Source organism: Aeromonas sp. s6 (genome assembly GCF_040907815.1).
GTDB classification, from domain to species: domain Bacteria; phylum Pseudomonadota; class Gammaproteobacteria; order Enterobacterales; family Aeromonadaceae; genus Aeromonas; species Aeromonas caviae.
Window position 1 is genome coordinate 1 of sequence record NZ_JBFOCN010000033.1, and the last position, 23,165, is coordinate 23,165.

The 23,165-nt window shown below is 63.0% G+C and carries 18 protein-coding genes and 3 tRNA genes; 15 read left to right on the top strand and 6 right to left on the bottom strand.

Translation table 11 applies throughout. The features are described from left to right. Positions 1 to 37: 37 nt before the first annotated feature. From AB5Y50_RS04800 to dauA, 4 genes are all read right to left on the bottom strand, one after another. A protein-coding gene (locus AB5Y50_RS04800; RefSeq protein WP_100654772.1) for an IS3 family transposase occupies positions 38 to 1,242 on the bottom strand; the annotation gives its coding sequence in 2 pieces (ribosomal slippage) (positions 38 to 924 and positions 924 to 1,242; 1,206 coding nt in all). Between the two features lie 75 nt (positions 1,243 to 1,317). Continuing rightward, entirely contained in the window at positions 1,318 to 2,526 is a 1,209-nt protein-coding gene (locus AB5Y50_RS04805) for a site-specific integrase (protein ID WP_223954969.1), read from the bottom strand. A gap of 83 nt (positions 2,527 to 2,609) precedes the next feature. Beyond that, a tRNA-Ser gene (locus AB5Y50_RS04810) sits at positions 2,610 to 2,697 on the bottom strand. A 269-nt stretch (positions 2,698 to 2,966) separates the two neighbouring features. Continuing rightward, positions 2,967 to 4,703 carry a C4-dicarboxylic acid transporter DauA gene (gene dauA / locus AB5Y50_RS04815; RefSeq protein ID WP_043155632.1) on the bottom strand — a complete coding sequence of 579 codons (1,737 nt, stop codon included), beginning with the start codon at positions 4,701 to 4,703 and terminating at the stop codon, positions 2,967 to 2,969. A gap of 457 nt (positions 4,704 to 5,160) precedes the next feature. On the opposite strand from dauA, the gene AB5Y50_RS04820 reads away from it, so the two are divergent. The 15 genes from AB5Y50_RS04820 to AB5Y50_RS04890 all read left to right on the top strand — a co-directional run bounded on the left by AB5Y50_RS04820 (position 5,161) and on the right by AB5Y50_RS04890 (position 21,009). After that, positions 5,161 to 5,236 (top strand) — tRNA-Asn (locus AB5Y50_RS04820). Between the two features lie 2 nt (positions 5,237 to 5,238). After that, positions 5,239 to 5,314, top strand: a tRNA-Asn gene (locus AB5Y50_RS04825). Positions 5,315 to 5,613: 299 nt separating this feature from the next. Further along, positions 5,614 to 7,050: a circularly permuted type 2 ATP-grasp protein gene (locus AB5Y50_RS04830; RefSeq protein WP_042075286.1), complete on the top strand. Its 1,437-nt coding sequence runs from the start codon at positions 5,614 to 5,616 to the stop codon at positions 7,048 to 7,050. Then, complete coding sequence (locus AB5Y50_RS04835; RefSeq protein ID WP_010674396.1) at positions 7,044 to 7,970, top strand: alpha-E domain-containing protein; 927 nt, start codon at positions 7,044 to 7,046, stop codon at positions 7,968 to 7,970. The genes AB5Y50_RS04830 and AB5Y50_RS04835 overlap by 7 nt, the downstream gene beginning before the upstream one ends. Further along, positions 7,967 to 8,767, top strand: coding sequence for a transglutaminase family protein (locus AB5Y50_RS04840; protein ID WP_010674395.1), 801 nt, complete (start codon positions 7,967 to 7,969; stop codon positions 8,765 to 8,767). The genes AB5Y50_RS04835 and AB5Y50_RS04840 overlap by 4 nt, the downstream gene beginning before the upstream one ends. After that, a complete protein-coding gene (locus AB5Y50_RS04845; protein WP_368162423.1) occupies positions 8,751 to 9,500 on the top strand; it encodes a peptidase in 750 nt (249 codons plus the stop codon). The genes AB5Y50_RS04840 and AB5Y50_RS04845 overlap by 17 nt, the downstream gene beginning before the upstream one ends. An 82-nt stretch (positions 9,501 to 9,582) precedes the next feature. Beyond that, positions 9,583 to 10,068 (top strand): YqhA family protein, encoded by a 486-nt coding sequence (locus AB5Y50_RS04850; protein WP_010674393.1) that lies wholly within the window; start codon positions 9,583 to 9,585, stop codon positions 10,066 to 10,068. 118 nt (positions 10,069 to 10,186) lie between these two features. Then, positions 10,187 to 10,636, top strand: a complete 450-nt coding sequence (locus tag AB5Y50_RS04855; RefSeq protein WP_043155621.1) for a hypothetical protein — start codon at positions 10,187 to 10,189, stop codon at positions 10,634 to 10,636. Between the two features lie 4 nt (positions 10,637 to 10,640). After that, complete coding sequence (locus AB5Y50_RS04860; protein ID WP_043155620.1) at positions 10,641 to 13,601, top strand: YncE family protein; 2,961 nt, start codon at positions 10,641 to 10,643, stop codon at positions 13,599 to 13,601. Beyond that, positions 13,601 to 14,440: an FTR1 family protein gene (locus AB5Y50_RS04865; RefSeq protein WP_043155619.1), complete on the top strand. Its 840-nt coding sequence runs from the start codon at positions 13,601 to 13,603 to the stop codon at positions 14,438 to 14,440. The genes AB5Y50_RS04860 and AB5Y50_RS04865 overlap by 1 nt, the downstream gene beginning before the upstream one ends. Positions 14,441 to 14,515: 75 nt before the next feature. Beyond that, positions 14,516 to 15,940, top strand: coding sequence for an FAD-dependent oxidoreductase (locus tag AB5Y50_RS04870; RefSeq protein WP_043155615.1), 1,425 nt, complete (start codon positions 14,516 to 14,518; stop codon positions 15,938 to 15,940). A 47-nt stretch (positions 15,941 to 15,987) separates the two neighbouring features. Beyond that, entirely contained in the window at positions 15,988 to 16,548 is a 561-nt protein-coding gene (locus tag AB5Y50_RS04875) for a hypothetical protein (RefSeq protein ID WP_043155612.1), read from the top strand. Positions 16,549 to 16,748: 200 nt separating this feature from the next. Beyond that, a complete protein-coding gene (locus tag AB5Y50_RS04880) occupies positions 16,749 to 18,011 on the top strand; it encodes a hypothetical protein (protein ID WP_202040353.1) in 1,263 nt (420 codons plus the stop codon). A 72-nt stretch (positions 18,012 to 18,083) separates the two neighbouring features. Next, positions 18,084 to 19,760 (top strand): 6-pyruvoyl-tetrahydropterin synthase-related protein, encoded by a 1,677-nt coding sequence (locus AB5Y50_RS04885; RefSeq protein WP_202040350.1) that lies wholly within the window; start codon positions 18,084 to 18,086, stop codon positions 19,758 to 19,760. Positions 19,761 to 19,812: 52 nt separating this feature from the next. Further along, a complete protein-coding gene (locus AB5Y50_RS04890; RefSeq protein ID WP_010674385.1) occupies positions 19,813 to 21,009 on the top strand; it encodes a Bcr/CflA family multidrug efflux MFS transporter in 1,197 nt (398 codons plus the stop codon). Between the two features lie 59 nt (positions 21,010 to 21,068). Here the strand turns inward: AB5Y50_RS04890 and AB5Y50_RS04895 are convergent, their stop codons facing one another. Beyond that, positions 21,069 to 21,635, bottom strand: coding sequence for a pyridoxamine 5'-phosphate oxidase family protein (locus AB5Y50_RS04895; RefSeq protein WP_043155609.1), 567 nt, complete (start codon positions 21,633 to 21,635; stop codon positions 21,069 to 21,071). A gap of 33 nt (positions 21,636 to 21,668) precedes the next feature. Continuing rightward, on the bottom strand, positions 21,669 to 23,093 hold the full coding sequence (gene nhaD / locus AB5Y50_RS04900; protein WP_043155607.1) for a sodium:proton antiporter NhaD: 1,425 nt from the start codon (positions 23,091 to 23,093) through the stop codon (positions 21,669 to 21,671). Between the last annotated feature and the right edge of the window lie 72 nt (positions 23,094 to 23,165).

Consider the following 23,165-nt stretch of genomic DNA (forward strand, 5'->3'; position numbering starts at 1 on the left):
TGGATTTGACCCCATAGGTCCAGACACTTTTTCCCGCTTAGGGTTGTGATACCCGACTGCGCAGAAATTCCCGTGGTGAACGGTATCCCAAGGCGCTGTGCGGGTGGTGCTCGTTATAATGCTCAAACGCGATAGCCAAATTGCCTACCGCTGTTCGGCTATCCGGTTTTGGCATCATCTCGATATAGTCTCGCTTCATCGTCTTCACGAAGCTTTCCGCTATACCGTTACTCTGTGGGCTTCTCACTGCTGTCGTTCTGGGCTCCAACCCGATTTCTCGTGCAAACGCGCGGGTCTCATGGGCTCGATACGCCGAGCCATTATCAGTCAGCCACTCCACCGGTGATGCCGGCAACGAATCCCCAAAGCGACGTTCGACAGACCTCAGCATGACATCTTGCACAGTGTCACTATCGTAACCCCCAGTACTGGCCGCCCAGTCCAACGCTTCCCTATCGCAGCAATCCATGGCGAACGTGACACGTAGTTTTTCACCGTTATCGCAGCGAAACTCGAAGCCATCTGAGCACCACCGTCGATTGCTCTCCTTGACGGCAACACGCCCCTTATGTGCCTGCTGGGCCAATGGTGCAGCTGGTTTTCTTTCCAGCAGCAAGCCATGCTCGCGCATGACGCGATATACCCGCTTAGCGTTTACCACAGGTTGTTCTGTTGCCTCAGACTGACGCCGTAACAGCGCCCAGACCCGGCGATAGCCATAGGAGGGAAGCTCTGCCATCGCCTCCATGATACGGCCAAGTAAGGCTGCATCATCACGCTGGCGATGATGACGACCATCTTGCCAACCCGGTTTTCGATGAACACGAACGGATAGCTGCGCACGCGATACATTAAGAGCCTGGCTCACAGCACTTAATCGTCGTCCCCCGGCAACAAGGGCGCATGCGCAATCCATTTTTTTGCTCGACCATACTCCACGGCTTCTTTGAGGATCTCGTTCTCCATGGTCTTCTTCCCGAGCAGACGCTGAAGCTCTCGGATCTGCTTGATGGCAGCAGCCAACTCGGAAGCAGGAACAACATCCTCACCGGCGGTGATCGCCGTGAGAGACCCTTCTTGGAATTGCTTACGCCATTTGAAAAGCTGGTTTGCGTTGACGTCGTGCAAGCGAGCAACATGAGAGACGGTCATCCCGGGCTCAAAGGTCTGCTGCACGATGGCGATCTTTTCTTGTGGAGTCCGGCGTCGACGGCGCTCGGCCCCTGTTAACACTTCGACCATCTTCTCGTTGTGACTAGTACTGAACATAGCTCCAAGACTACCTCTTAAGTTAAGAGGGGCGAAGTGTCTGGATCTTCAAGGGGCCAATCTAATCCCTGTTTTACTATGTCCCGCCAACTCAGCCACAATATGCTCAGCAACGTCCGCCTGCTGTAACTCATCGATGTAGCTATGCCGCAGCCCGTAAAGCGTGGGACGGCCCTGACCTACGATGCCAGCATCATTGAAGTGGCGTTGGAAGCGACAGGTGATGTTATGCGCCCAGTCGTCGTCTTTGCCTGATGGTTTGTCGTCGAACAAAAATACCTGCCCCTGACCGCGACGACTCTCCACATAGTCCAGGAATTGATGTCCGATCAACGCACTATGTAGCGGCACGGTACGGTACGCATTGGCACTCTTGAGCTGTTGATCCACCTCTCCCGCATCGACCATCAGACACCAAATCCCCTCAACCTGTTTGATGTTCTGAGTTTTGAGCTGGCAAGCCTCGGAGGGTCGCAGCCCGGCATACAGGCACAGCAGGGGCACCCACCAGTCTTGAACTCTCAATTTTTTGCCTTTCTGGGATTGTTTGCTGCGCAGGCTGGCAAACAGCTGAGCCAGTTGAGGGCGATGCCAGCGCACTCGCTCCTCATCCGCCCGTTTGTGCGGCTTCTTGCCTGCCGTCAACCCATCAAAAGGGTTACGGCTGCAATAGTCCAGCGCCACGCACCAACGGAAGAACTGTTTCAGGGCGGCGAGGTAATCTCCTTTGGTTTTGAAACTGAGGTTGGTCTTGCGCAGCAAGCTGTTGCGGTACTCCTGTGCCAGCGCGGGCGTCACCTCATCGACTTTAACCCCTTTGGCCCAGGTGACGAAGGCGTTGATCCGAAGTTGGAGCTGGCCCACCGACCTATGCTGGATCCCCTCACTGGTTTTAGTCTCGATGAATCTCGCCAATGCGTGGGTGAGCATGATCCCACTGCTGGGGCAAGCTGGGGCATCAACAGAAGGTTCACGAGGTGTGGAAGGTGTTTGAGGAGGGATGAACCCCGCTGCTTTGAACGCGTCTAGATCGGCGCGGATCCAGCGATAGAAACTGCGGGGGGCAGTATCGGCAGGAGTAGCCGCGATAAGTGCGCGAGTACGAGCTGCCACTGCCAGGTTGCGGTCTACGGCGAGCTGACGATCTTTGGTGCAAAGGGAAGTACGGATAGCGAAGGGCAAGCCACGGTCACGTAATGACTTAGGCAGCGGGAGACGAGTGTAGTAGGTGCCGGAGGCATTTTTACTCAGATACATGATTGTTCCACCCAGTTGATCCAGGAAAAAAATCACGTAAGTCTAGAAATGAAAAAACCCGTTGAAATTCAACTGGTTATATTTGGCGGTGAGGGAGGGATTCGAACCCTCGATACGTTGCCGTATACACACTTTCCAGGCGTGCTCCTTCAGCCACTCGGACACCTCACCAAATTTTCACTTCTTTGAAGTGGCTTTCGTAACACGCGATGCGTGCTTCTTGCCAACTTCATCGTGGGCAGCCCTCGGGCACCCCACCAAAGTTCTGTCTGTGATTTAACGTGTTCAGCCAACACGGGTTCGTTGCGCTGCTGCGCTGGAACGGGGCGTAATGTAAGGGATAGGAGCGGGCCGGTCAATCCAATTTTTTATCTTTTGCCACTGATTGCTCAATTAGCGAACCAAGTGACCAAAAAGTTGCCGTTTCCTATCCCTTTCCATCAATTTTCAACCGCTTCGTGCAAATGTTCTCCTCGAATGGCCTCTTCCAGCGAACCGTAGAACTCCAACTCCCCCGCCACCGGGCGCACCTTGCCCCGGGCCAGGGTCTTGAGGGGCTGGAACTGCAACTCGGCCACCTTGAGCCGGACACCCGACTTGGCCATCCGTCTGGCAAACTGCTGGAAGGCGGAGAGTCCCCCCGCATCCAGGATGGAGACCGCCTCCATCTGCAGGATCAGCACCTTGTGATCCCGTACCTGGGCCAGCAACTCGTCGAAGACCCGCTCCGCCGCCGCAAAGAACAGGGGCCCGTTGATCTTGTAGATCAGGGTCTGGGCCGGCACCTCGCTCGCATAGCGCTTGTGCTCCGCCAGGTTGTGCAGCCGGGTCATCTTCGCAATTTCCCGCATGAACAGCAGCGAAGCCAGGATCACCCCGAAGGTGATGGCGATGACCATGTCGAAGATAACCGTGAGAGACAGGCAGACCAGCAGCACCAGCACGTCGGACCTGGGGGCACGGCGCACCAGATCCACCACCTTGTGGGCCTCGCTCATGTTCCAGGCCACCAGCAGCAGCAGGGCCGCCATGGCGGAGAGCGGCAGCCAGGAGAGCCAGGGGGCCAGCACCAGGATGGCGGCCAGTACCACCAGGGCATGGACGATGCCGGAGATGGGCGAGGTGGCCCCGGCCCGCACGTTGGCGGCGGAACGGGCGATGGCGGCCGTCGCCGTGATGCCGCCGAAGAAGGGGGCCAGAATGTTGCCAAGCCCCTGCCCCACCAGCTCGCCGTTGGAGCTGTGCTTGCGACCCGTCATGCCATCCAGCACCACGGCGCAGAGCAAGGATTCGATGGCACCCAGCATGGCCATGGAGAAGGCGGCGGGCAGCAGCCGCTCGATGGCGGCCAGGTTCCACTCCACCGGCGCCCCGTCCGGTCCCGGCAGGGCCCAGGGCATCACCAGGGTCGGCGCTATGGGGGGGATCCCCATCCCCTGGGTGCCATCGGCCAGGGTGTAGCTGAACTTGCTGCCTATGGTGGCCACGTCCACCCCGAACTGATGCAGGCCAAAACCCAGGCCCACCCCCACCAGCACGGCGGGCAGGTGGCCCGGCACCGGCAGCCGCAATCTGGGCCAGAGCAGCAGCACCACCAGGGTGGCCACCCCGACGAGCGTGTCACCCCACTGCCAGCTGGGCAGGGCATGGGCCAGCGCCTGCACCTTGCCCAGGTAGGTCTCAGGCATCTCGGGCACCTGCAGGCCGAAGAAGTCCTTGATCTGCAGGGTGGCGATCACAATGGCGATACCGCCGGTGAAGCCCAGGGTGACCGAAGGCGGAATGTACTCGATGAGGCGCCCGAGCCGCGCCATCCCCATGGCCACCAGGAAGCAGCCCGAGATCAGGGTGGCCATCAAGAGTCCCCCCACCCCGAATTGCTGGGCCACCGGATAGAGGATCACCACGAAGGCGGCGGTAGGGCCCGAGATGGAGAAACGGGAGCCCCCGGTCACGGCGATCACGATGCCGGCGATGATGGCGGTGTAGAGGCCGTGCTGGGGCGGCACGCCGCTGGCGATGGCCAGCGCCATGGCCAGCGGGATGGCGATGATGCCGACCGTGATGCCGGCGATGAGGTCGCGGCCGAAGCGCGCCACGCCATAGGGTTCGTCGATGCAGGATTGGCGCAATGCGATAGCCAGCTTCACGCCTTGTAAGGAAGCTTGATTGTGCATGTCTAGGGTAATACCAGAAGAAGGAGACAAAGGCCGGGGTGAACCGGCACCCGATCATCATCAAGGGCCGGCAGAGCTGTCGACGCGGCGATGGTATCCTGAGCAACCATACCCGAGCCGGCCCGATAATTCGATGGGCGGGATCAAGAAATGGACATGAGCGCGCAATATTGTCGCCTATCCCCTGTATTTGCGCGCCGTTTCCCGCCAACTGCGGCCGCCCTCCGTGCTGTTTCTCCCAAGAAAAACCCTGACCTGCACCTCTGGATGAAGGAGAGGACGCACAGGCGTGCATGTTCCCGCAAGGGCATCTCAAGCTGCTGATTGTGCTGAAAATAGTCCACAGCGACCAAGTTTTGGACAAACAGGCCAAAAAGCCATTTTTTACGCAAGCCATCGGGTTGACACCCGTCCCTCAGGCCATTAATATCCGCCCCGTCTCGACGAGACAGGCAATTCCTCCTTAGTTCAGTCGGTAGAACGGCGGACTGTTAATCCGTATGTCACTGGTTCAAGTCCAGTAGGAGGAGCCAATTCCCTCGTAGTTCAGTCGGTAGAACGGCGGACTGTTAATCCGTATGTCACAGGTTCAAGTCCTGTCGAGGGAGCCATCTTCCAAAGCCCAGCCTTATGGCTGGGCTTTTTCATTTCCCCTGCCCCACCTCGGGGCAAGAGCGGTCGCCTCCCGATGCGCTCGTCCCTTGCCGTCGGGTCCTGCCGCCACAAGATGGCGCAGGCATACCCTCCATGGGGTACCACTCTGGTGCACCCTCGGCCATCCACTGATGACAGAAGAGTCATCCATATGATTTTTCTATAAAAAATTAATGATACAGGCCTCGGCAGCGACTCGATTGGCTGGCACACCCCTTGCAACTCCTGAGATCAGGGACGTCACAAGGAGTTGCCTATGCTGCCCATCAAGCCCCCCGGACCCGGTTGTTACGACGAGATGCTGCTCGCCAACAACCAGTTTCGCGATCATTACCACGCCTACCTGTCGTGGCTGCACCAGACCGACGAGAAGAGCATAGAGCGCAAGCGTGAGGAGGCCGATCTGCTGTTTCGCCGGGTCGGCATCACCTTCAACGTCTACGGGGATGGGGACGGCGCCGAGCGCCTCATCCCGTTCGACAGCATTCCCCGCATCATTCCCGCCCGGGAGTGGCAACATCTGGACAAGGGGATCCGCCAGCGCGTCACCGCCCTCAATGCCTTTCTGCACGACATCTATCACGATCAGCGCATCCTGAAGGCGGGGGTGATCCCGGCCGCCCAGATCCTCACCAATGCCCAGTACCAGCCCTGCATGCAGGGGGTCGACCTGCACCGGGACACCTATGTCCACATCACCGGGGTCGACATCATCCGCAACCACGACGGTGAGTACTATGTGCTGGAGGACAACCTGCGCACCCCCTCCGGGGTCTCCTACATGCTGGAGAACCGCAAGATGATGATGCGCCTCTTCCCGGAGCTGTTTCACAACCAGCCCATCGCCCCGGTGGAGCGCTACCCGGCCCTGTTGCTGCAGACCCTGCGCGAGAGCAGCCCGGTGGACAACCCCTGCGTGGTGGTGATGACCCCGGGGCGCTTCAACAGCGCCTACTTCGAGCACAGCTTCCTCGCCCAGCAGATGGGGGTGGAGCTGGTGGAGAGCGCGGATCTGGTGGTCAAGGATGGTCAGGTGCTGATGCGCACCACCACGGGGCTGAAAAGGGTGGATGTCATCTATCGCCGCATCGACGACGACTTCCTCGATCCCCTCGCCTTCAACCCGGACTCCCTCATCGGCGTGCCCGGGCTGCTCTCGGTCTACCGCGCCGGCGGCGTGGTGCTGGCCAATGCCATCGGCACCGGGGTGGCGGATGACAAGTCCATCTACCCCTATGTGCCGGAGATGATCCGCTTCTATCTGGGGGAAGATCCCATTCTCAACAACGTGCCCACCTGGCAGTGCCGCGAGCCGGCTGCCCTCTCCCACGTGCTGGCCAATCTGGAGGAGCTGGTGGTCAAGGAGGTCCATGGCGCCGGCGGCTACGGCATGCTTATAGGCCCCTGCGCCAGTCGCGAGGAGCTGGCCCGTTTTCGCGAGCTGCTCAAGGCGCGGCCGGACAACTACATCGCCCAGCCGACCCTCTCCCTCTCCACCTGCCCGACCTTCGTCGACGCCGGCATAGCCCCTCGCCACATCGACCTGCGCCCCTTCGTTCTCACGGGGCAGGAGCTGCGCCTAGTACCGGGCGGCCTGACCCGGGTCGCCCTCACCGAAGGCTCCCTGGTGGTCAACTCCTCCCAGGGTGGTGGCACCAAGGACACCTGGGTCATGGAGGGCAGCCCATGCTGAGCCGCACCGCAAGCGAACTTTACTGGATGTCCCGCCACCTAGAGCGGGCGGAGAACACGGCGCGCATGCTGGACGTCACCCAGACCATGTCGCTGATGCCCTCCATCGACGCCGATCACAGCGAGCTGGTGGCGCCCCTCACCATCAGCGGCACTCACGAGCCCTTCCTGGCCCGCTACGGCCAGGTGAACATGGAGAACCTGCTGCAATTTTTCTGCTTCGACGAGGAGAACCCGAGCAGCATCTTCAGCTGTCTGCGCATGGCCAGGGATAACGCCCACGCGGTGCGGGGCAAGATCCCCGGTGAGGTGTGGGAGAGCATCAACGCCGCCTGGATAGAGATCCGCCGACGCCGCCAGGCGGGGCTGTCCAGCGGCCAGGCCCAGGAGTTCTTCGACTGGATCAAGGAACGCTCCCACCAGTTTCGCGGCGCCACCTATGGCACCATCATGCGCGGTGACGTGCTCTGGTTCCTGCGCCTTGGTACCTTCATCGAGCGGGCCGACAACACGGCGCGCATCCTGACCGTGAAGTATCAGGTGATCCGGGAGGACGAGGACAGCGTGCGCGAGTTCTACCGCTGGAATGCCCTGTTGCGGTCAGTGGGCGCTTACGAGGCCCACCAGACCCTCTACAAGACACTCTCCCATGCCTCCATCGCCGAGCTGCTGATCCTGCGCAATGAAGTGCCGCGCTCCCTGCGGGCCTGCCTCGACGAGATGGAGCTGATCCTGGCCCAGATCGAGGGCAACGCCGGTCAGACGCCCCGGCGCCTGACCACCATACTCAACGCCCATCTGACCTATGGCGCCATCGACGATGTCTTTGCCCTCGGCATGCAGGAGTACCTGAGTGATTTCCTCAGCGACATCGGCGCCATCGGCCAGAGCATCCACGCCGCCTACCTGGAGGTATTATGAGACTCATCATCGATCACCAGACCCGCTACCACTATGCCGACGTGGTGCGCCGCAGTACCCAGTACCTGCGCCTGACCCCCCACAGCACGGCCCGCCAGCAGATCCTCTCCTGGGAGTTGGAGCTGCCGGGGGAGGCCACCTGCACCACGGACGGTTACGGCAATATACTGCACGTGCTGAGCCTGGAGTCCCCCCACGAGGGGATCCTGATCCGCGCCCACGGGGAGGTGGAGATCTGCGACGACGCCCCGGAAGATGAGGAGTCCTCCCTTATCTCTCCCCTGAGCTACCTGAGGCCCACCCCCCTCACCCGCCCGACCCCGGCCCTGCAGGATCTCGCGAAGGCCTGCCTGCCAGAGGAGCCGACCCTGGCCGACTTGCAGAGCCTGATGGCACGCATCCTGGTGCTGATGCCATATCAGCCCGGCAGCACGGATGCCACCTTCAGCGCCGACGAGGCACTTGCTTCGGGCAGCGGCGTCTGTCAGGACCACACCCATGTCTTCCTGACCTGCTGCCGCCACGCCGGCCTGCCGGCCCGGTACGTGAGCGGTTACCTCTACAGCCAGGACAACAGCCACGTGGCGATGCACGCCTGGGCCGAGGTGTGGATCGAGGAGCGCTGGCACACGTTCGACGTCACCAACCTCACCAGTTCCACCAGCGAGCACCTCAAGCTCGCGGTCGGCATGGATTATCTGGATGCCTGTCCGGTGCGCGGCGTGCGCTATGGCGGCGGGTGCGAACAGTTGCAGAGCCAGGCGCAGGTGACCCGCCTGGATGGACAGCAGCAATGAAGACCGGGAGAGTCCTGGCGGGAGTGCGGTCATGACCTATTGCGTCGCCATGTGCCTGCAAGACGGCATGGTGTTTGCGTCCGATTCGCGCACCAATGCGGGGGTGGATCACATCGCCACCTTCCGCAAATTGCACCTCTTCACCCGGGAGGACAGGGTGATAGTGCTGCAAAGCGCCGGCAATCTGGCCACCACCCAGAGCGTCATCAGCCTGCTGACGGAGGGGCAGGAACTGCTTGCCCTCCCCAGCCTCTACGAGGCTGCCGCCCTCATCGGCCAGACCATACGCACCGTCATCAACCGGGATGGGGGTCAGCAGCAGGGCCATATCAACTTCGGCTGCAACATCCTGCTGGGGGGGCAGATCCGGGGGGAGCGCCACCGCCTGTTCCACATCTATCCGGAGGGCAACTTCATCGAGGCGAGCGCCGACACCCCCTACTTCCAGATTGGTGAGAGCAAGTACGGCAAACCCATCATCGATCGCATCATTCACCATGAGACGCCGCTTCAGACCGCCCTGCAGTGCGCCCTCATCTCCATCGACTCGACCCTGCGCAGCAATCTGTCGGTGGGCTTGCCTCTGGATGCCCTGGTCTATCACGAGGGCAGCTTCTCGGCGACGCACCAGCACCGCATCACCGAACAGAACCCCCATTTCGTGGCGCTGCGAAAGGCCTGGGGCGAGGGGTTGCAGCAGTTGTTCCAGGGCCTTCCCACCTTCCCCCTCTAGGCCGGGCGGGAGGCGCCAAGGCGCTTTCCCGCTCCTTTCTTTCCGGATATTCTGGCTGCCTTCCTTTTCGATGGAGTTTCCCATGCGCCGCTTCAACGTCATGCTCAACGGCAGCCGGTTGATGATGTTCCCCTTCTATGTCTGCATCCTTATCTGTGTCGCCCTCCTGATGGTGAAGTTCGCCATGCAGCTCTATGTGCTGTGCCGCGACATCATCGACATCCACTATCTGGATCTCATCACGGGGGTACTCACCCTGGTGGACTTCGTGCTGGTGGCCCAGATGCTGATCCTGGTGGCCATCTGCGGCTACGTGCAGTTCATCAAGACCCCGGAGCAGCGAGCGGCCCTCGGCGACAACTGGCTCAGCAAGATCAACTTCGCGTCCCTCAAGCTCATCGTCATCAACTCCCTGGTGACCATCGCCGGCATCGAGGTGCTCAAAGCCTTCCTCGACGACGGCACCGGCAACGAGATCGAGATGAAGTGGTCGGTCATCGTATTCCTCGCCTTCTCCACCGCGGCACTTATCTATGCGGTGACCGAGCGGCTGGCGGAGCACAAATAGGGCCCCATTTCATTCAGGATCTATTCATCAAGGGTCGAATTGATAACTCTTTTCATTACCCTTCCCCCATTGTAAACTTGCCCGCCCCGGGTTGAAGCGCCCGGGTGCTGGAGCACCCATGACGAGTCTTTCCCTCTCACCGCGACAATGCTGGCAATGGCTGGCCTACCACCATCAGGCGGCCGAGGGCGCCCTCTACCTGATGTTCTTCTCCGGCCTGCTGCTGTGGGAACCCCTGACCCCGGTCTGGTCCCTGGCACGCTGGAACCTGTTCTTGCACGTCACCCTCTCGCTCACCCTGTTCCCCTTGCTGTTTGGCGCCTTCTGGCTCTCCCATCGCAACCTGCTGCGCAAGAGCCGCAAGCCTTTCCTGCGCACCACGGGGCGCATCATCGAAGCCTTGCTGCTGGTGTGCCTCGCCAGCGGGTTGCTGTTGGTGCTGCACGGCACCCCGGGCGATGGCATGGGCAACCTTGCCAGCTGGGCCCACTGGCTGAGCGCGCTCGCGTTGACTCCTCTGGTGCTGCGCCACGCCTGGCGCTGGACCATCTTGACATGGCGCACCTGATCTTATGTTGAAGTTGTTGTTATCCCTGATGTTCGCCGCCCTGTTGCTGGGGACCGCCTCGGCCCAGGAGATGGGCGCCGCCATGATTGCCTATGACGAGGGGAGCGCCCCGCGCCTCGTCACCGCCAACCAGAGTGCCGGCTCCGTCACCCTGCTTGAGCGTGATAGCGGCAAGCGGCTCAAGGAGGTGCAGCTGGGAGGCGATCTGCGCCAGCTGGCCCGCGCAGACGACGGCACCCTGCTGGTCACCGATTACAGCGGCGATCGCCTGCTGCTCTTGGAGGATGATCTCACCCTGGACAAGGCGATCCCCACCGGCCATAGACCCTATGGCGTTATCTTCGATCCCAAGCGTCAGTGGTTCTGGGTCACGCTGTTCGAGGGAGGGCGCCTTCAGGCTTATGACAGGGCGGGCAACCTCCAGCTGGATGCAAAAACCGCCGAGACTCCCCGCGGGCTGGCATTGACCAACGACGATCGCCTGCTGCTCACCCACGCCATGACAGGCCAGCTCGCCATCTATGATCTCGCCAAACTTGAGAAGGGCGCTACCCTCCCCAAGCCCAAGCTCATCACCCTGGCGGAAACCCACAGCGATACCCCGAGCGACTCCCAGGGCTTGCCGCGCCTGCTGGACGGCATCGCCCTCTCCCCCGATGGCAGCGAAGCCTGGCTGCCCCATGTGCTCTGGAGCTTCGACCACCCCTTCCAGTTTCAGAGCACCGTCTTCCCGGCGGTCTCCATCATCGATCTCGATGAAGAGAAGGAGCGGGTCGATGAAAGAAAACAGCTCTTCTTGCAGATCAACCTGCCCAGTGTCGGCAACCGCAGCCAGATCGTCTCCAACCCGTTCGCGGCGCGCTTCGCCGCCGATGGCAAGCGGGTCTACCTGACCCTGGCGGGTTCCGAAGACTTGCTGGTGTTCGACCTGTCGCGCAGCGGCAAGCAGAACAGCAACCGCCACCGCCGCAAGAAGTTTCAGGGGGGCGCCAAGGCGACCCAGCTCTTGCGTCACCTGCCGGGCCAGAATCCGCGCGATCTGCTGATCGATGGCGACCACATCCTGGTCCACAACGTCATGGGGCAGGATCTCACCCGTCTCAATAGCGGCGGCAGCGGCCCGTTTGCCCGGGTCACCGTCGATGTGCCCCACTTCGCCAAGCTGGTAGAGACCGATCCCCGCCCCAAAGCCCTCAAGCGCGGTGAACGATTGTTCAACCTGGGTAATACTGCCGCCAACAGTCGCTTCCCCATGGCGGGGGACAACTGGATGAGCTGCAACTCCTGCCATCTGGACGGGTTCAACTTCACCAACCGCTATCTGATGGCGGCCCATCGCCAGCAGAGCGGTGACAACGCCATCAACGGCCACGCCAACCTCGCCAACATGGTGGCGGGGGACTTTATCGGCGAATACCTGCGCATGACCCAGCAGACCCAGGGCGGCATGGGTCATGACACCCGCGATGGGGCCGAAGCGGTCGACCCCGCGAGGCCCCAGCCCGAGGTGCAGGCGATGATGGAGGATCTGCACGCCTTCGTGACCAGTGACGGCAACCTCCCCTATCTGGCCAACTGGCTGCGGCTCGATGCCCCGCGCAGGGATCCTGCCAAGGCGCCGACCACCCACCCGAAAGAGTGGCTCAACTCCGCCTCCTGCCAGAACTGCCACCAACAGGCGTTCAAGGACTGGAGCGAGAGCAACCACCGGCTGATGGGCAACTCCCACCCCTACTACAAGGTGGTGCAGGCACTGGCCCGCGAAACCGAGGGCGAAGCCTTCGGCCAGTGGTGCCAGGGCTGTCACATGCCCCAGCAGGTGATGAACGGCCAGACTGATCTGCCCAAGGGCTCCCACATGTTCGAGCAGGGCGGCGCTTCGCTCATTGCGGCCCACCAGAAAGGCGAGCCCGTGGTGGAAGAAGGCACAGGCTGCGTGCTCTGTCATCGCATCACCAAGCTCGAGGATGCCGGCGGCAACAGCGCCTTTACGGTCAATTTGAAAGACCGCGAGAGCTATGTGTTCGAGGATGCCCCGGGAGGCAGCCTCCAGCACTGGCTGGCGGAGCGGCAGATCAACGCCCGTCCCGCCATGCACAAGGCCTCCTACCAGAAGGATTTCTACCGGGACGCGGCCCTGTGCAAATCGTGCCACAACGAGTTCGCCCCGGGCACCGGCGCCAATATCGTCAACACCTGGGACGAGTGGGAAAAATCCAGCTTCGCCAAAGCCGAAGATCCCGCCAAACGGCGCACCTGCATCGACTGCCATATGAACCCCGAGCCGGGCAATGGCGGCGCGCCGGTGGCGGGCCAGTCCACCGAAAACGGCACCGTGAAAGAGCGGCTCTATCGCCACAACTTTACCGGTGCCCAGCACCAGCTGGTGGGGCTGAGGAGTGCAACCCTCGAGCAGGAGAGCCTGGCGCTGCTGCGTTCAAGCGCCACCCTCTCGGCCCGCATTGAAAACCAGAGTGGCCAACCCGCGCTGGTAGTGAGAGTCGCCAATACAGGCGCCGGCCACGCCCTGCCCACCGGGGTCGCCGATTTCCGTGAACTCTGGCTGGAGCTGACCGTTACCGACGCCAGCGGCAAGCGGGTGCTTGAAAGCGGCCAGCCGGTGGATGGCGCCGTCCCTGAAGATGCACGACTGTTCAGAAAAGTGTTCGGCGACGCCGAGGGCAAGCCGGTGGGGCTCAAGTTCTGGCGCTACGCCAAGCTCCTTGAAGACACCCGCATCCCGGCCGATGGCTGGCGCGATGAAGTCTGGCCGCTGCCCGCTGATGCCCAGGGGCCCTTCAAGGCCGATATCAGACTCAATTTCCGCACCTACCCCAAGTGGGTCAATGATGCGGTGCGCGCCGCCGAGCCGAGCTTGCCGGAGCCACCCATAGTGCAACTCAATCGGCTGCAACTCACCCTGCAGCCCCTCCCCCTCACGCCCGATACGGAGCCTCAATCCTGATGTTCGCAAGTTTTCTCATTACCCTGCGCGAGGGGCTGGAAGCCTTCCTGCTGGTCGGCATCAGCCTCTCCTACCTCGCCAAGCTGGGGGCAAGCCGCTACAACAAGTTCATCTATCTGGGGGTGGGGCTGGGTCTTGTCGCCTCCCTTGTCATCGCCTTCCTGTTCCAGGTGGTGGTGAGCCAGTTCGAGAGCGAGCGCTACAACCATTTGCTGATGGCGGGGATCCTGATTTTTGCCACCCTGGTGCTCACCTATATGGCTATCTGGATGCAAAAACAGGCCAAATCCCAGGTGGGGGCCATGACGGCGCGCATCGATGCCGCCATCGACGGTGGCAACCTGTTTGGTCTGGTGCTGCTCGCCTTTCTGGCGGTGATGCGCGAAGGCTTTGAAACCGTGCTGTTCTTCTCGGCCCTGGTTTACTCCGGGCAAGGGGTGGATCTGCACCAGGGGCTGATGGGGGCGCTGGCGGGGCTGCTGGTCTCTGTGGTGCTGGTGTGGGGGCTGCTGCGATCCACCCGCAAGGTGGCGCTGGCCCCCTTCTTCCGCTGGACCGGCCTGCTCATCATCATCATCGCAGCAGGCTTGCTCTCGTCCGCCGTCAACATGTTGCAGGCAGCGGACGTCATCACTTTCTGGACCACGCCTGTCTTCAACATCAGCCACATCCTCGACGATAAGGGGGTATTCGGCACCTTCCTGCGCGCCCTGTTTGGCTACAACGCCTCACCGGCGGGCCTGCAGTTGCTGACCTGGGCAAGCTACCTCATCATCTTTGTCACCCTCTGGCATCGCAGCTATCGCCCCCAAGGGAGCGCCGCCCCGACCAGGGGCTGAGCCCGGGGATCACACTCTGTTCGGGAGCCGCGCACAGGCGCGCTCCCCCAGCTATCACGCCGTTTCGGAACACTCATGAACGACAACAACAAGAAGCACATTGCTGTGCTGGGCGCCGGCCCTGCCGGTCTGATGGCCGCCTGGCGCCTGCGCCAGGCCGGTTTTGCGGTCACCCTGTTCGAGCAGGAGCCGGTCGTCGGCGGCATGTGCGCCACCCAGACCTTCAAGGGGCGCGACGGCGAGTATCGCTTCGACTACGGCGGCCACCGCTTCATCACCAAGAACCCCGAGCTGCTCGCCTTTATCGACGAGCTGATGGGGGACGATCTGCTCCACGCCGAGCGCAAGAGCGTGATCCGCTTTGGCGGGCGTACCTATGACTACCCCTTGAACCTGCCCAACCTGCTCAAGACGGCGCCGCTGGCACTCATGGCCGGTGCGGTGAAGGATCTGCTGCTGTTGCCCTTTGCCAGGAAGCCCACCGATTTTGCCAAGGCGAGCTTTGCCGAGTGGATCCAGAGCCACTTTGGTCGCACCCTCTACCGCCAGTTCTTCGAGGGCTACACCGGCAAGTTGTGGGGCATCAACCCGGACAAGCTCTCCGCCGACTGGGCTGGCCAGCGCATCAGCCTGATCGATCTCAAAGACGTGGCGCGCCGCCTGTTGCCAAGGCGCAACGGCAGCATGTCGGTGCGCACCTATGCCCGCAAATATCGTTATCCAAAGTATGGCTTTGGCCAGATCTTCACCACCCTGGGGGAGCGGCTGGTGACAGAGGGCGTCACACTCAAGACCGGCGCCACCATCACCCGCCTTGAGCAGACCGATGGCCGCATTGAACGGGTGTATTGGAAACAAGATGACGTGGAGCAGAGCGAGCGCTTTGATCAGGTGATCTCCACCCTACCGCTGCCGCTCACCTGCCAGCACCTGGGCTTGCCGTGCGATCTCCACTACCGGTCGCTTCGCTTCGTCAATATGCCCCTCAAACAGGAGAACCTGTCGGACAACACCTGGCAGTACCTCTCCGACCCCCATATTCTGGCCACCCGCTTGCAGGAGCCGCGCCGGCGCAGCCCCTTTATGGCGCCTCAGGGGCAAACATCCGTGATGCTGGAAATCCCCTGCAATCCAGGGGATGCCACCTGGCAGGCACCGCTCTCTGATCTGCGCGGTCGGGTCACCGCCGATCTCGACAGCCTCGGCGTCGATACCCAGACGCTCGGCGATGAGACTTTTGAAGCACGTAGCGAGTACGCCTATCCGCTGATGGATCTCGGCTATCAGGCCCGTCGCAACGAAGCCATCAAGGCGCTGATGCCCATCACCAACCTCATCATGACCGGCCGTCAGGGGACATTCCGCTACATCTTCACCGACACCGCCATGGAGATGGGGATGATGGCCGCCGACATGGTGATCGACGGGGTGGACAGACGCCACGCCATCTTCAATCATCGCAACGAAAACACCGTGATCGAAACCCAGAGCGTGGCCTGAGTGCCGCGCCATGGGCATAACCTCTTGGCATAAGTAAGGAGAACAGGATGACCATACGCCCGGGTTTACTCGCCCTCACCCTGCTGCTGACCCTCTGCGGGCAGGCGCAGGCTTACTCCTACGCCGCCGCCGGCAAGGAGCCGCTGATCGATGCCCGCGAGGCACTGCTGGGCGCAGCCACTGACGGCAAGGAAGCCAGCGCCACCTTGAGCGAGATTGCCGAGGAGCTGACCTATCTGGAACAGCACCACAAGGTCGAGCTGCAAGCACCGCTGGCAGCCGCCATCAAGGCCAAAGACGCCGCAGCCACCGCCGCCCTGCTCAACCGGGCCTACAAGGCGGAGATCGAGCGCCGCCTCGAGGGGGCCAGCCAGAACCTTGGCGACTACCAGACCGCCAAGGTTCTGGTGGTCAAGAGCAAGCGCTTCCTCGATTTGATCCTCCCCTCCCTCGATGAAGGGGATCGCAAAGCCGCCGAACAGGCGCTGGCCAAGGTGCTGGATGCCATCGGCAACCCTGGGGTGTTCGGGGTGGGAGCCAAGCCCGCCGACGCCGCCGCTTTCACCGAGGCCGAAAAAGCGCTGATGGCCGTGCTGGCACCGCTTTGATGGCCACCAGCCCATCATTGCGCCAATTCGTTGTGACAAACGGTGGGTTTCGCTGCACTCTCCCCACCCTACGCACGGCCTGCCGATAGATGCACCCGGACGCCGGTTTGCCCCCTTCTCCCCTTGCGGGAGAAGGGCTGGGGATGAGGGGGAAGGCAACGTATCGGCGTTGGGCTTCCACCAGCTCAATCACCATGTGGCTGCTTGCCCTGCTGCAACTGGCCTGGCTTGGCTGGCTGCTGACCTTCCCGGTAGCACTCGATTCCGACGATGCCCTCAACTTTGCCCACGGGGTGGTGCGCTTCAGCGTGCTGGAGTTCTCCCCCCACTTTCCGGGCTACCCCGCCTTTATCTGGCTGGCGCGACTGATCAATCTCGCGGTGGACGATCCGGCCCGGGCGGTGCAGTGGGCCAGCCTCTTGGGGAGCAGTTTGCTGGCGCCGCTCGCCGCCTCCCTCGCGGTCAGATTGTGGCAGCGGCCAAGCCTGCTGGCGCCGGTCTGGCTGCTGGTGCTGGCCCTGCCGCTCACCCCGACCCTGGCGCTCTCCGGCCTGTCCGACGGGCCTGCGCTCGCCGCCTGGCTGGCCGCGCTGCTGGCCTTGCTGCATCGCAAAGCGGCCCTGGCAGGTCTGCTGCTCGGCCTTATGCTGGCGCTACGCCCCTCCTACTTCGTGCTGGCTCTGCTGCCCCTTTGGCTGGGGATGGCGCAGCAGGGCAACCGCGTCAGGTTTGTGCTCCCCATCGCGCTGGTGGGGCTAGCCTGCCTGCTGTTTGTCTGGCAGGCCGACGGCTGGGCCTATTTTGCCGAGGGGCGGCGCTTTACCGACGGCCACTTCACCCTCTGGGGCAACACGGCGGCGGCCCACGGGGATCGGCTGCTGAGCTGGGCGAATACCTTCAACGATCAGCTCACCCCGCTCTGGCCCCTGTTGATGGGAGCCTTGCTGATACTGCCACTCTGGCAACGGTCAAAAGATCACAATGCGACCCCCTCCGTGCTCTGGACGCTCTACTGGCTCGTTCTGCTGCTCTGGACCCTGGTTGGCCAGAATCCGGACAATCCCCGCCATCTCGCGCCCATCACCCTGCTCGGCCTCGTGCTGCTGGCAGGCTGGCTGCCGCGCCGGGGCGAGCTGCCAGCCATGCTGGGAGCCCTGTTGCTGCTGCTCAGCACCCTCACCCCACCGGTGGCACCAGCCATGACCCGGGCCGCCAGACTGGCCGAACAAACGTGCCCGGGGCTGGTGACCCAGTGGGGAGTGAGGCTGCTTAGGGAAACCACAACCCTGCCCGTCACCGACGGCTGGTACCGGGGGGATGCCGCCCTTGCGCTCACCCAGGGGGCCTGCCGCCTCAGCCGCCGCCCCCTGGGGGCAGAGGCGCTACCAGGCCCTTATGACACCCTCTGGTTTTCCCCCCGCTTTCACGCCGAACCCGGCCTCTGGCTCGCCCTGCCCCGCTGAACCGGGCACTTGCGAGGGCATCGCACGACTCGTCTACACTCACTGCGCATGGGCCTGGCAGGGAGAGGATGAATGAAGGGAGGCAAGGAGTGGGCACTGGTGCCCCTGATCCTGGCGCTGGCCTGCGCCCTGCTGATGCTGCCGCTCTGGTGGCAGGGGGGCAGCCAGGGACACGATCTGTTCCACCACCTGCTATCCGGCCACTACTTTGCCCGCCAGCTCTGGCAGGGGGAGCTCTATCCCCGCTGGCTGATGGCCATGAACGGCGGCTTCGGCAGCCCCACCTTCTTCTTCTATCCCCCGCTCCCCTACTACGTCAGCGCCCTCTTTGCCGGGCCCGGTGCCCACCCCCAGCAGGCCATCTACCCTTTACTTGGCAGCGCCACCCTGGCCCTGCTGCTCTCTGGGGTGTTTGCCTATCTGTGGCTGCGTGCCACCACGCCCCCTGGCCGGGCCCTGGCCGCCAGCCTGCTCTATCTGGCGCTGCCCTATCATGTCGCCATGGATCTCTATGCCCGCTTCGCCCTGGCGGAGTTCTGGGCCTTCGCCTGGGCTCCCCTTATCCTGCTGGGGCAGGATCTCGCCCACCGCGGACGACCTCAGGGGTTGCCCCTGCTGATCCTGGGGCTGGCGCTGCTGGCCTTCTCCCACCTCCCCAGCCTCTTGCTCATGATGGGGCTGGTCACCTTGCGCGCCTTCTGGTTCGCCAGACGCACCCGCACTCTGACGCCCTGCTGGCAAGCCCTCGGCGCCCAGGGCGTGGGGCTTTGCATGGCAGCCGCCCTGCTGCTGCCCGCCCTGGCGGATCAGGGGGCCATCTCCATGGAGCTGATGCGCGGCGGCATGTTCGACTACAGGCGCAACTTTCTCGACCGCCTGCCCAGCGCCTGGGAGGACTGGCGTTTTCGCGGTCACCTGGCGTGGCAGAGCATGCTGACCCTGGTCCTGCTGCTCATCGCCTGGGCCGCCGCCCGGGAGCCGCGCCACCCCGAGCTGCTGTGCTGGGGGGCGATCGGCGTCGTCGCCTTCCTGATGATGCTGCCCCCGAGCCAGCCTCTCTGGAGCCTGCTTCCCCCCTTGCAGCGGGTGCAGTTTCCCTGGCGGCTCAACCTGGTGCTCGCCCTTGCCACGGTCGCTGTGGTGGCGCTCGGCACCCAGCCCCATCGTCTCTGGCAGGGGCTCTGGTGGGGAGTATTTCTGCTGACCCTCCTCTCCACCCTGGCCTATGTGCGTCACGCCCCCCTGACCCAGGCCCCCGAACGAGAGGCCATGGCATTCGAGTTCGACAGCAAGCGCAGTGCCCGGGAATACAGACCAAGGCAGGTACCGGGAGGCATGTTCGCCCCGACCCTGCTCGCCTGGAAGGAGGAGTTCCAGCCGCCTGTCAGCGCCGAACCGCCAGGCGCGAGCTGGAGCCTGACCCGCTGGCAACCCCGCGCCCTGGCGCTGGAGGTCAAGACCCGGGTACCGACCCGGCTGGTCCTGCACCAATACCATTACCCCGGCTGGGAGGCCCGCCTCGACGGACACCTGGCGCTGACGGTGAGCGCCAATCGCCAGGGGTTGATGCAACTCTGGGTTCCGGCGGGCCACCACAGCCTCACCCTGACCCTGGCGGCACGCTGGCCGGAGCGCACCGGCAATGCCCTCTCCCTGCTCGGATGGCTTGCCTGGCTCTGGCTGCTCTGGCGCCACACCAGACAAAAGGGCATCGGGCAGGATGCACCTGATCGCGCCCGCCAAAACTGATAGACTCAACACCTGCCTCTTAACCCGGCCCAGCCCACGACTCGGATACCCTATGCCCCAAGCCAGCTCCCTCTCCCCCCGTTTCCTCTTCATCCTGCTCGGTGCCCTGGCGGGCCTGACTCCCCTCGCGGTGGACATGTATCTGCCCGCCATTCCCGCCATCGCCCGGGATCTGGCTACCAGCATCGACGGCGCCCAGCTCACCATCAGCGCCTTCCTGGGGGGCTTTGCCATCGGCCAGCTCTTTTACGGGCCGCTCGCCGACAGCTTCGGCAGAAAGCCGGTGATCCTGGCGGGCCTGACGATGTTTGCCGTGGCCTCCGTGGGCTGCGCCATGGCGGACTCCCTGCCTGAGCTCCTCGCCTGGCGCATGTTGCAGGCCGCAGGGGGCGCCGCGGGTTCCGTGGTGGTCAACGCCCTGCTGCGCGACCTGTTCGAGAAGGATGCGTTTTCCCGCGCCATGTCCTTCGTCATCCTGGTGATGACCCTCGCCCCCCTGGTGGCCCCCGTGGTGGGGGGGTACATCAGTGCTCACAGTGACTGGCGGGTCATCTTCTGGCTGCTGGTGGCCATCAGCCTGCTCATCTGCCTGGTGATGCAGTGGAAAATTGAGGAAACCCTCAAACCCGAGCACAAGCAACCCCTGCGACTCGGGCAGGTGCTTCGCAACTACTGGGGGGTGCTCTCCCACCGTGGTGCCATGGGCTATGTGCTGTGCGGCGCCCTGTCGAGCTCCGGCATGTTCGCCTTCCTGAGCGCCTCCCCCTATGTCTACATCGAGTATTTCAAGGTGCCGACCGAGCACTACGGCTGGCTCTTTGGCCTCAATATCCTGCTGATGATGGTGGTCACCTTCGCCAACAGCCGGCTGGTGAAAGGGGTGGGTGCCGAGCGCATGCTGCGATACGGCCTGACCGTGCTGCCGCTCGCCGGGGCCCTGCTCATCTACAACGCCTGGAGCCAGACCGGGGGCCTGTGGGGCATCGTCATCCCCGTCGTGCTCTTCGTCGGCCACATCAGCCTGGTGGGGGCCAACGCCATGACCGGCCTGATGGGCCACTTCCCCCAGTCCGCAGGCACCGCCTCGGCGCTGGCGGGCACCCTGCGCTTTGGCCTTGGGGCCCTGGTGGGGGTACTGGTCAACCTCAATCCCCCTGAATCGCCGCTCCCCATGGCCATCGCCATCGCCGGTTGCGGCCTGGGGTCGGCCCTCAGTTACTGGCTGCTGAGCGGCAAGCGCGTCCCCTGATGCCTTGCAATGAAAAAGCCCTGTCCATGGACAGGGCTTTTTGCATCGGGGCGCAGGCCTCAGTCATCGGCCTGCAACCCGCTGCGCGCCAGGATCTCGCTCTCCAGCCCATCCAGGCTTAGCTGGTTCTTCTTGCGCCAGTAGGCCTCAATCCCCTCCCGGCCCTGACGGGCCGACCAGTTGGCAAGATCCTCCCTGTCCCCCTGGTACTCATACAGAGGCACCGACATGCCGCACGACGTCTGGACCCGTTCAATGTCCAGCAGGAAGATCTGGCGAGCCGCGACGCTTGGGGGGAACAGCGCCAGCAACGACGGCCACTGCGGATCAGTGCGGTGCAGCACCCGTGCCTGGCCATAGGCCCGCAGAATAAGCGGCGCCCCCTCGAAGGCGCAGAACATCACCGTCATGCGCGGCTGTTGCAGCACCTGGGCTGCGGACTCGTTGCCGCTGCCGGTCAGGTTGAGCCAGGCCAGGGTGTGGGCATCGAGGACGCGCAGCGAATCCCCGCCCTTGGGGGAGAGATTGACCGATCCCTTCGCGGCCGCCGTACCGACGAAGAAGATCTTCTGCCCCTCGATAAAGGTGACATGGCGCGGCAAAAGCGCCTCGAACAGTTGTCCCATCCTGCCTCTCCCTGGTGCCTGGCACCGGGTTGCCTAAAACAGGGCGCTGTTGAGCCACAGGTGCGCCCCTATGCCGACCATATAACCAAGCAAAATGGCAGGCAACCACTTGAGGTGCCCGACGAAGGTATACATGCCCCTGGCCTGGCCCATCAGGGCCACCCCGGCGGCGGAGCCGACCGAAAGCAGACTGCCCCCCACCCCGGTGGTCAATGTCACCAGCAGCCACTGCCCCGTGCTCATCTGCGGCTCCATGGAGAGCACGGCGAACATCACCGGAATGTTGTCGATCAGGGCGGAGAGCAGGCCGATGGTGACGTTGGCCAGGGTCGGATCGCCACCGTCATAGAGGAAATGGGATGCAAGCGCCAGATACCCCATAAACCCGAGGCCGCCGACGCACATCACCACCCCGTAGAAGAAGAGCAGGGTGTCCCACTCCGCCTTGGCAATCTTGTTGAACACATCGAACGGCACCACCGAGCCCTGACGCAGCAGCCTGGCCTCGTCCCCGGTGCGCTCATACAGCGCCCGTGCCCGGGCCAAGGTAACGGGCTGGGTCTTTCGCAGATAGAAACTGAAAAATTGCAGGTAGCCCAGCCCCATCATCATGCCGAGCACGGGGGGCAGCCCCAGGAAATGATGGCAGGCGACGGCGGTCACTATGGTGAGCACAAAGAGCAGCACGATGACAACGGCGCCGCGCCTTGGCACCACCATCTCGCCCGGCATGGCGGGCACCAGACGGGGCACCATCAGGCTCATCAGGGTGGCCGGCACCAGGAAGTTGAGCAGGGCGGGGATGAAGAGCAGCAAGAACTGCTGGAACGGCACCTTGCCCGCCTGCCACACCATCAGGGTGGTGATGTCGCCAAAGGGGCTGAAGGCGCCGCCCGCATTGGCCGCCACGACGATGTTGATGCAGGCCAGGTTGATGAAGCGGCGCTCCCCGTTGGCCACGTTGAGCACCACTGAACACATCAGCAGCGCCGTGGTGAGGTTGTCCACCACGGGGGAGATGAAAAAGGCGAGAAAACCGGTGAGCCAGAAGAGCGTACGCAGGCTGAAGCCCGCTTGCACCAGGCGTACCCGCAGCACGGCGAACAGCAGTCTGTCCTCCATGGCGTTCACATAGGTCATGGCCACCAGCAAGAAGAGCATCAGCTCGGCATACTCCAGCAGGTTGTGGCGAAAACCAGCCTGAACCAGCTCGCTGTGCCCCTGCCCCGTATAGACCAGGCCGATGGCTATCCAGATGATGCCGGCGGCCACCAGCACCGGCTTGGACTTGCGCAGCTTCAGGTACTCCTCGGCCATCACCAGGGCATAAGCCAGGGCGAAGATGGCGAGGGCGAAGAGCCCGACCCCGCTGTGGGTCAGATCGAGGGGGCCGTTGCCCGCAGCGGCGGGGGCACTGAGCAGGGCCGCCCCGGGCACGAGGCGAAGGAGTCCAGACATGGCGGCATCTCCTGGCAGGCGTCTGGCATTGAGGCTAGCAGCCCAAAGGGAAGCCGCCCTCCTTGTCATCCT